This is a genomic window from Alkalidesulfovibrio alkalitolerans DSM 16529 (assembly GCF_000422245.1).
In the GTDB taxonomy this organism is placed as follows: domain Bacteria; phylum Desulfobacterota; class Desulfovibrionia; order Desulfovibrionales; family Desulfovibrionaceae; genus Alkalidesulfovibrio; species Alkalidesulfovibrio alkalitolerans.
The window spans coordinates 207910-215477 of record NZ_ATHI01000027.1; the positions used below are offsets into that span (position 1 = coordinate 207910).

Genomic DNA, 7568 nt, shown 5'->3' on the forward strand with positions numbered 1-7568 from the left:
TTTCCGTAAAGGAGCTTTTTCCCGATGATGACCGCGAGCGAAATCCGCAGGCGCTTTCTCGACTACTTCGCCCGCCAGGGCCACGAGGTGGTTCCCTCCTCGCCCCTGGTCCCGCGCGACGACCCCACCTTGTACTTCACCAACGCGGGCATGGTGCAGTTCAAGAAACTCTTCCTGGGCCAGGAGAAGCGCGCCTACTCCCGCGCCGCCACCTCGCAGAAGTGTCTGCGCATCTCGGGCAAGCACAACGACCTGGAGAACGTGGGCCGCACCGCGCGCCACCACACCTTCTTCGAGATGCTCGGCAACTTCTCCTTTGGCGACTACTTCAAGGCCGAGGCCATCCGCTACGCCTGGGAGTTCGTGACCAAAGAACTCGGCTTGTCCAAGGACCGCCTCTACGTCACGGTCTACACCGACGACGACGAAGCCGATGAGTTGTGGCGCACCGTGGCGGGCGTCGCGCCCGAGCGCATCTTCCGCCTCGGCGAGAAGGACAACTTCTGGTCCATGGGCGACACCGGCCCCTGCGGTCCCTGCTCCGAGATCTACGTGGACCAGGGCGAGCAGATGAGCTGCGGCCCGGACTGCGGCATCGGCCGTTGCGACTGCGACCGGTTCCTGGAAATCTGGAACCTCGTCTTCATGCAGTACGACCAGATCGCGCCGGGCAACCGCGTGCCCCTGCCGCGCCCCTCCATCGACACCGGCATGGGCCTCGAACGCGTGGCCGCCGTGTGCCAGGGCAAGACCTCCAACTTCGAGTGCGACCTCTTCCAGGAGCTGATCGGCTTCATCGCCGCCCTGGCCAAGGTGAAGTACGGCTCGGGCGACGAGGAGCAGGACGTGGCCCTGCGCGTCATCGCGGACCACTCCCGCGCCGCCGCCTTCCTCATCACCGACGGCGTGATGCCCTCCAACGAGGGCCGGGCCTACGAGCTTCGCCGCATCATCCGCCGGGCGCTGCGCTTCGGCACGCTCATCGGCTTCACCGAGCCCTTCATGTACAAGGTCTGCGAGAAGGTGGCCGAGGTCATGGGCGAGGCCTACCCCGACCTGACCGAGAACAAGGGCTTCATGGCGCGCGTGGTGCGCGAGGAGGAGGAACGCTTCGCCCGCACCCTGGGCAAGGGGCTCGACATCCTCTCCGAGGAGCTGGCCGCGCTCGCCAAGGCCAAGGCCACGGTGGTGCCGGGGCAACTCTGCTTCAAGCTCTACGACACCTTCGGCTTCCCCATCGACATCGTCAAGGACGTGGCCGAAAAGCAGGGCTTTACCGTGGACGAGAAGGGCTTCACGGCCTGCATGGCCGAACAGAAGGCCCGCGCCCGCGAGGCCTGGAAGGGCTCGGGCGAGCAGGATCTCGCTGGCCGCTTCGCCGCGCTCCTGGAGACGGGCCTGTCGTGCGAGTTCGTCGGCTACGACGCGCTCACGGCCGAATCCAAGCTCGTGGCCGTGCTCGACGAGGCCGGGCAGCCCGTGGAGAAGCTGCCGCAGGGCCAGGGCGGCTACGTGGTCGCCGCCAAAACACCCTTCTACGGCGAGTCAGGCGGGCAGGCGGGCGACGTGGGCGCCATCGAGACCATGTCCGGCGCGGCCGACGTGCTCGACACCCTCAAGCCCGCGCCCGAACTGCACGTGCACAAGGTCTTCGTGACCGAAGGCGACCTGGGACGCGGCCAGGAGGCCAGACTCATCGTGGACGAGGAGGCGCGCCTGTCCACGGCCCGCAACCACACCACCACGCACCTGCTGCACGCCGCGCTGCGCGAGGTTCTTGGCGAGCACGTCAAGCAGGCGGGCTCGCTCGTGGGCCCGGATCGGCTTCGCTTCGACTTCACCCACATCAGCGCGCTGACGCCGCAGGAGATCGCCGCGATCGAAAAGCGCGTCAACGAGGCCGTCCTCGCGGCCATCCCCGTGGCGCGCGAGGTCATGTCCGTGAAGGCCGCCATGGAGCGCGGCGCAACCGCGCTCTTCGGCGAGAAGTACGGCGAGTCCGTGTGCGTGATCGAGGTGCCGGGCGTGTCCATGGAGCTTTGCGGCGGCACGCACCTCTCCAACACCGGCCAGGCCGGGCCGTTCATGATCGTCTCCGAATCCGGCGTGGCCGCCGGAGTGCGCCGCATCGAGGCCGCCACGGGCGAAAACGCCCTGGCCGAGATCGCGCGGCTTCGGGCCGAGGCCGCCCAGGCCGCCGCGCTGCTCAAGTCGCGGCCGGGCGAGATCACGGCCCGCATCACCGAGCTTCAGGCCGAAATCAAGGGCCTGCGCAAGGAGCGCGAGCAGTTGCAGGCGCGGCTGCTCTCCGGCGCGGGCAAGAGCCTCATGGACGACGTGCGCGAGGTGGCCGGGGTCAAGCTGCTCGCGGCGCGCGTCGAGGGCGTCTCCGTGAAGGCGCTGCGCGAGCAGATGGACGACATCCGCTCCAAGATGCCCTCTGGCGTGGCGGCCCTGGCCGCACCCCAGGAGGACGGCAAGGTCAGCCTGATCCTGGCCGTGTCCAAGGATCTGCACGGCCGCTTCACGGCCCAGTCGCTGATCAAGGACGTGGCCGCGGCCATCGGCGGCTCCGGCGGCGGCAGGCCGGACATGGCCCAGGCCGGAGGCACCGACGCCTCGGGCATCGACAAGGCCTTTGCCATACTGGAGTCTTTGCTCGCCAAGAGCTAGGCAGACTGTTGAATCGGGGCTCCGCCCCGCACCCCGCCGGGGGAGATGATCTCCCCCGGACCCCCTGCGATTCCCGAAGCCGTCTGCGACGGCTCCGGGAAAGCATTGCCCAGGGACGCTCACCGCCGCACCGATGTCGGCCCTGCCAGCGATGGTTTCGCCGCGAATCCAGGGTCCAGGGAACATCGTTCCCTGGCGGTGGAGGTCTGGAGGAGGCAGCGCCTCCTCCAGACAGACTGGCGACAAGTCCGGTTTCGCAGGCCGTTCCAAAAGTGCCGGATGCAAGGCGCAAGAAAGCGCCGGGCCCGACGCGTATAATGATATACACGAGGGGTCGGGGCTTTCGAAGCAACGCCGCAGACGGTGCTTTTGGAACGGCCTGCTACCTTTTGAAACCTTTCCGGGGATGGGGTATGGGAGGGGCATGAGAAATGCGTCCCGTTTTTCCGCCGTCTCGTGGTCTCGTTCATGGGCCGTGTGTCTGCTCCTGTTGGCGCTCGGTCTTGCCGCCTGCGGCGAGACGCCCGAGCGGCCTGAGCCCCACGCGCCATCCGTGCTCGAACAACCCCTTGAGACCGCCTTTGCCGAACGCCGCCTGGTGCCCGTGATCGAAACGGCCGTGGGCGCGGTGCGGCCCAAGACCGAGATCAGCGTGGCCAGTCAGGTCATGGGCCGCGTGGCCCTGGTGGCCGTGCGGCCGGGCCAGCGCGTGGAAAAGGGCCAGCCGCTCGTGGAGCTCGACGCGGACGAGTTCGTGGCCAGGGCCGAGGCTTCCGCGCAAGCCTTGGCCGGAGCGCGCGCCGGGCTCGGTCAGGCCGAGCAGGCCGTGGCCGCCGCCCGCGCCCAGGCCGACAAGGCCCGTTCGACCTTCGAAAGGCTTCGCGCCCTGCACCAGCAAGGCGCGGTGGCCGCCGAGGAGATGGAGCGCGCCCGGCGCGACATGCTCCAAGCCGAGGCTTCGCTGGCCCAGGCCCGCGAAGGATATTCCCAGGCCGCCTCGGCCGTGCGCCAGTCCGAGAACCTGACCCGTGAGGCGCGCATCAACCAGGGCTACACGCGCATCGACGCTCCAGAAGCGGGCGAGGTGGTGCGGCGCATGATCGAGCCCGGCGACATGGCCGTGCCGGGCAGACCGCTGCTCCTGCTCCAGACGGGCGGCGCGTTCTGGCTGGAGGCTGCGGTGCGCGAAGGGCTCATGGCCCGCGTGCCGCTTGGCGCGCGCCTGACCGTGGCCATCGACGCGCTGGGCATGGAGCTTCCCGGCGTGGTCGAGGAGATCGTGCCCTCGGCCGACCCGGCCACGCGCACGGTCATCGTGCGCGTCAGCCTGCCGCCCGCGCCGGGCATCTACCAGGGCATGTTCGGCCGCCTGCTGATCCCCGCCGGAGAGCGCGAGGCCGTGCTCGCGCCAGCGCGCGCGCTTCGCCGCGTGGGCCAGCTCGTGACCGTGCGCGTAGCCGACGACGGCGACTGGCGCGACATCACGGTCCGGCCGGGCCGCGAAATCGACGGTCTGATCGAAATCCAGGCCGGGCTTTCGGGTGGCGAGACCCTGGCCCTGACGGACACGGCCCATGGTGGCTGAAACGCCCCCTTCCGCCGTCTCGCGGCTCATCTCCGGCATCGTGGGCGCGTTCCTGCAGTCGCGCCTGACGCCGCTTTTGCTCTGCGTGGCGCTGCTCATGGGCGCTGCGGCCGTGTGGGTCACGCCCAAGGAGGAGGAGCCGCAGATCGACGTACCCCTGGCCGAGGTCGCGGTTTCGGTGCCCGGCGCGTCGGCGCGCGAGGTGGAGGAACTCGTCACCGGGCCGCTGGAGCGCATCCTGTGGCAGATCGAGGGCGTTGAGTACGTCTATTCCACTTCGCGGCGCGACGGCTCGCACGTCCTGGTGCGCTTTTTCGTGGGCGAAAGCCGGGAAAACGCGCTGGTGCGGCTGCACAACGCCATCTCCCGCAATCTCGACCTCGTGCCGCCCATTGTCCATGGCTGGACGGTCAAGAACGTCGAGGTGGACGACGTGCCCATCGTGCTCCTGGCGCTTTCCTCCGCGCCGGATGACGACGCACCGGCCCTTTCGGGCCACGACCTGACGCGCGTGGCCCAGGAGCTTTTGCCCCGGCTCGCGGCCGTGCCCGGCGTCTCGCGCGTGGACATCGCGGCCGCGCGGCCGCGCGAGGTGCGCGTGGAGCTTTCGCCCGAGCGCCTCTCGGGCTTCGGGGTCACGGCCTTGGAGGTGCGCGACGCCCTGGCCGGGGCCGACGCCGCCGTGAGCGCCGGAACGCTCGTCAGCGGCAACCGTGAGCTGAACATCGCCCTGAACGCCTTCATCATGTCCGCCGACGAGGTGGGCGAGATCGTGGTCGCGGTGCACGAGGGCAGGCCAGTGCGCCTGTTTGACGTGGGCCGGGTGATCGATGGCCCGGTGGAGCCCGTGGCCCTTTCGCGCCACGGGCTTTCCGAGTCCGAGGCCGCGCGCCTGGGCGAGACGCCGGGCATGCGGCAGAGCGTGACCCTGGCCCTGAGCAAGAAGCGCGGCGAAAACGCCGTGACCGTGGCCCAGGCCGTGCGCGACGAGGCCGAGAGCTTGCGCCGCGACCTGCTGCCCGAAAACGTGCGCATGCGCGTGATCCGCGACTACGGCCGCTCGGCCCAGGCCAAGGTGGACAACCTGCTCGTGTCGCTTGGCTTCGCCATCGCCACGGTCGTGGCTCTGCTCGCTTTCGCGCTTGGGCGGCGCGAGGCCCTGGTGGTGGCCGTGGCCGTGCCGGTCAGCTTCGCCCTGGCCCTGGCCTGCACCGCGCTTTTGGGCTACACCATCAACCGCGTGACCCTGTTCGCGCTCATCCTGTCGCTCGGCCTTGTGGTGGACGACCCCATCACCAACGTGGACAACATCCAGCGCCATATGCGCATGAAGCCGCATGACCCGCGCCGGGCCACGCTCGACGCCGTGGCCGAGGTGCTGCCGCCGGTGCTCATGTCCACCCTGGCGATCATCGTCACCTTCCTGCCGCTGTTCTTCATCACCGGCATGATGGGCCCTTACATGGCGCCCATGGCCGCAGGCGTGCCCCTGGCCGTGACCTTCTCCACCGTGGCCGCCCTGACCGTGGTGCCCTGGCTGGCCTTCTCGCTGCTCAAAAACCGACCGGCCAAGGCCGGGGGCCTGGACGCCGCGGGCGCGCCCCAGGCCGTGCGCAGGCTCTATGAGCGCGTCGTGGCCCCTTTCCTCGACAGCCCGGCCCGGCGCAGGGTCATGTGGCTTTCCACCGGGGGGCTTCTCCTGGCCTCGCTTTCGCTGCCGCTTTTGGGCCTTGTGCCGCTCAAGATGCTGCCCTTCGACAACACCGACGAGTTGCAGATCGTCATCGACATGGACGAGGGCACACCGCTTGAGGCCACGGACCGCGCGGTGCGCGACTTCGAGGCGTACCTCGCGCGCGTCCCCGACGTGGCGGCCGTGACCTCGTTCACGGGCACCTCCTCGCCCATCGACTTCAACGGCCTGGTGCGCGGCCATGCCCACCGCGCGGGCGGCCACGTGGCCGACATCCGCATCAATTTGCGCACGGACGGCGGGCGGGCGCAAAGCCACGCCGTGGCCCTGGCGCTTCGCGACGACCTGACCGCGATCGCACGGCGGCACGGGGCGCGCATCGCCATCGTGGAGCGGCCGCCCGGACCACCCGTGACCGCGACCCTCACGGCCGAGGTCTATGCCGCGCCGCACGTCTCCCACGCGCGCCAGATCGAAGCCGCGCGCAGCCTTGCGGACATGCTCGAAGACGAGCATCTGGTGGTGGACGTCTCGACCAGCGCCGAGGCGAACCGGCAGCGCCTGGATTTCGTGCTCGACAAGACCAAGGCCGCGCTGCACGGCGTCACGGCCGAGGACGCGGCCGCGACCCTGGCCCTGGCGCTCTCGGGCGCGGCCCCGGCCACGGTGCACGAGCCGCGCGAACGCCAGCCCCTGTATCTTCGCCTGACGCTGCCACGCGAGGCCATGGCCGACGTCGCGGAACTGGTGCGGCTGCCCGTGCGCGGTCATGATGGAAGGCTCATCCCGCTTGGCGAACTCGGCCGCTTCACGCTCGTGCCCGAGGACCAGCCCATCCTGCACAAGAACCTGCGCCGCGTGGCCTACGTTTACGCGGACACGGCGGGCAGGCCGCCGGGCGAGGCCGTGCTCTCGCTGCGCTCGCGCCTTGCGCGCGAACCGCTGCCCGAGGGAACGTGGGCGGAATGGGCGGGCGAGGGCGAATGGAAAATCACCGTGGATGTCTTCCGCGACCTGGGCATCGCCTTCGGCGTGGCGCTGGTGTTGATCTGGGTGCTGCTCGTGGCCCAGACCAACTCACTTGGCCTGCCGCTGCTGCTCATGGCGGCCATTCCGCTGACCCTGCTCGGCATCATGCCGGGCTTTTGGCTCCTGAATCTCGTGGCGGGCGGCGCGATGGCGGGCTATCCTGATCCGGTCTTCTTCACGGCCACGAGCATGATCGGCATGATTGCGCTGGGCGGCATCGTGATCCGCAATTCGCTGGTGCTGGTGGAATTCGTGCAGGAGGAGGTCGCGCGGGGCACGCCGCTGCGCGAGGCGGTGCTGCGCAGCGGCTCGGTGCGCATGCGGCCCATCGTGCTCACGGCCGCGACCACGGCGCTTGGCGCATGGCCCATCACCCTGGACCCGATCTTCTCGGGCCTGGCCTGGGCGCTGATCTTCGGCATCGCGGCCTCGACCCTGTTCTCGCTCCTGCTCGTGCCCGTGACCTACTACGCCGTGGCGAACAAGGGACAAGGCGAGACGGATCAGCCCAAGCAGGCCTGAGTCAACCCGCCGCAGGCCGTTCGAAAAGTGCCGGATGCAAGGCGCAAGAAAGCGCCGGTCCCGACG

3 protein-coding genes are annotated in these 7568 nt (G+C 69.5%); all 3 read left to right on the forward strand.

What is annotated here, in order from left to right; all coding sequences use genetic code 11:
* The first annotated feature begins 24 nt into the window (after positions 1-24).
* The 3 genes from alaS (at position 25) to DSAT_RS10505 (ending at position 7502) form a co-directional block, all read left to right on the forward strand.
* Positions 25-2673 (forward strand): alanine--tRNA ligase, encoded by a 2649-nt coding sequence (alaS, locus tag DSAT_RS10495; protein WP_020887491.1) that lies wholly within the window; start codon positions 25-27, stop codon positions 2671-2673.
* A 424-nt stretch (positions 2674-3097) separates the two neighbouring features.
* Positions 3098-4258 carry an efflux RND transporter periplasmic adaptor subunit gene (locus tag DSAT_RS10500; protein ID WP_020887492.1) on the forward strand — a complete coding sequence of 387 codons (1161 nt, stop codon included), beginning with the start codon at positions 3098-3100 and terminating at the stop codon, positions 4256-4258.
* Entirely contained in the window at positions 4248-7502 is a 3255-nt protein-coding gene (locus tag DSAT_RS10505; RefSeq protein WP_020887493.1) for an efflux RND transporter permease subunit, read from the forward strand. Before DSAT_RS10500 ends, DSAT_RS10505 begins: the two co-directional genes overlap by 11 nt.
* The last annotated feature ends 66 nt before the right edge of the window (positions 7503-7568 follow it).